This is a genomic window from Acinetobacter sp. YH16038, from assembly GCF_013417275.1.
Taxonomy (GTDB): Bacteria; Pseudomonadota; Gammaproteobacteria; order Pseudomonadales; family Moraxellaceae; genus Acinetobacter.
This window is the reverse complement of the sequence record NZ_VPEG01000121.1, coordinates 1-1948: the sequence shown is the minus strand read 5'-3', so window position 1 is coordinate 1948 and position 1948 is coordinate 1. Positions and strand designations below refer to the sequence as shown.

Annotated in this window: 1 pseudogene; it reads right to left on the bottom strand. The window is 36.8% G+C overall.

Annotation, left to right across the window (positions count from 1 at the left end):
• Window positions 1–686: 686 nt before the first annotated feature.
• Window positions 687–1616 (bottom strand): annotated as a pseudogene (gene repM / locus FTV34_RS17160) (replication initiation protein RepM); the annotation flags it as partial.
• Between the last annotated feature and the right edge of the window lie 332 nt (window positions 1617–1948).

The window sequence follows — 1948 nt, the reverse complement described above, 5'->3', positions numbered from 1 at the left end:
CTTGCTTGTTTAAATCACCTGAAACGTACTGATCATAAAGTTTTTGATGATCTTCAGTGATTTCTAAATCGTAATATTCTCGATCTGATTTCTTTAAAAACACCTCTGACAAACGATTATTTTTTTCGGCATCACTCAATTTCATAGTCTAAATGCTCCTATTTTGCGTTTATTGGCGTTTTTAGCCCTGTTTGGCTAGATTCCCCTGTTTTTGAAGAAAAGGCGCTTAAATGCGATTTTAGGCGGTTTTTGCGCTATGGGGTGAAATTCGATATTGGTGCTTTGCTAACAATAAAATTTTTAGCGGTTTGGAGATTTATCATTTCCCGACAGCAGGAGGGAATGCACGCTTACGCGTTTCTCTCCGAGAAACAAAAAATCGACCTCTGAAAAAGATAAAAATAAGCCCCAAAGTTTGGGGCGTTTTGAAATCTTTTTTAGAGGATTAATTGCTACTTTTTGGCATTCACGTAGTCATAAAATTGAAGTTGCTGTTTTGGGTCTTTTAGCATGATGCAAAGCCGTTGCATAAAATCATCTGGAGATTCGTTCTCCTGCTTTAAGTGAGCGAATTTCTTGTCACGGGACATATTGAACGACAAGCTGTTCACTTGCATATTTCGCAACTCAATAAACTTAGGTTCATCGACCTGTTTAATTGGTGCAGATTGGATTTTTTTAGAACCAAAGCCGAGCTGTTCCAGTAGCGGATAAAACATCCTGAATTTTTTTGGCTCTAAAAGCATGTCGGCAAGGCGTTTCGTAAAGTCTTCGGCTGACTCTCCGATCTCTGCATATTCGCTACCAACTTCGGGTAGTTCAGATAATTTATGTGCGAACAAATGCCGTTGGGCATCGGTCATTTCAACAAAAAAATCGGGTGTGTTTGGATCTCGTTTAGGGTCGATTTTTTGTTCTACTTTTGGCTGTGGTTTTTGTTTGAATCTGAATGAAAAACCACTAATTGAACGACCATTTTTATGTTGTTCTACCTTCACTTTAATGTCTGTTTTTTCATTAATTTGCTGTAATGATGGTTCTAAAACACGACTTTTAAAATGATTCATTGCTTTGTATTCATTAGGTTCAACTCCTAACTGACTTCTGAAATCCGCTAGTTTCAAAATTGGAGTTTTACCTACCTCACGCCATGTTATCAATAGTTCATAAAGTCGTATTGCATACTTGCCTGTAAGTCCTGAAACTTGATTAATCTGATAGCTTGTAAAGTGTTTCTCAAGTCGTGTAATTAGTGGAACTACATCAGGGGCAAAGGTGATTTCTAGTAGAGCAGAATCATCAATGTATTTAATACGACTAACCCATCGTGAGCGAACAATACCAATCCCTTTTGATGTTTCTTCTTGGAATGAAAATTGTCGATCAAATAGGTTGTTTACAGCTTCTTTTAAAGCCTTGTAAGCCCCTTCTTTTGTGACATTGAACTGTTTTGCATAATCACTGGCATGAATTTCTAGTTTACTGTCAGCAGTAATTCCTTTCCCTGTTTCTCTAGCACTGATAATTGCCAATAAAATTAACCTTTGTTCTGTTACCTCTAAGTTGTAACTGGCATTCATAAGAGCATTATCTTTTACAACTAACCCGCCTTTCATTAAGACACCATTATTTTTATGTATATAAAGACACATTATATTTTTATGTGTCTTAATGCAAACTATTTGTGTCGGTATTGGTGTTTTTGAACAAACTATTTGTGTCGGTATGACAAACTATTTGTGTCGGTATGTCCTCTGAAACGCACGTATATCAATACTTTCAAGGCTCTTAAAAGCATTTAAAAGCTTTTTATATTATTAAAAGCCCAAAAAAATCAAAAACGGCATTTAAAACTGCCCTATGTTTTCGCTTCGCTCAAACTCTATTGAATCTCGCTGCGCTCGATTCCTGGGGGCAGTTTTTTTCAAAGACCGGCTAGGACGCTAAA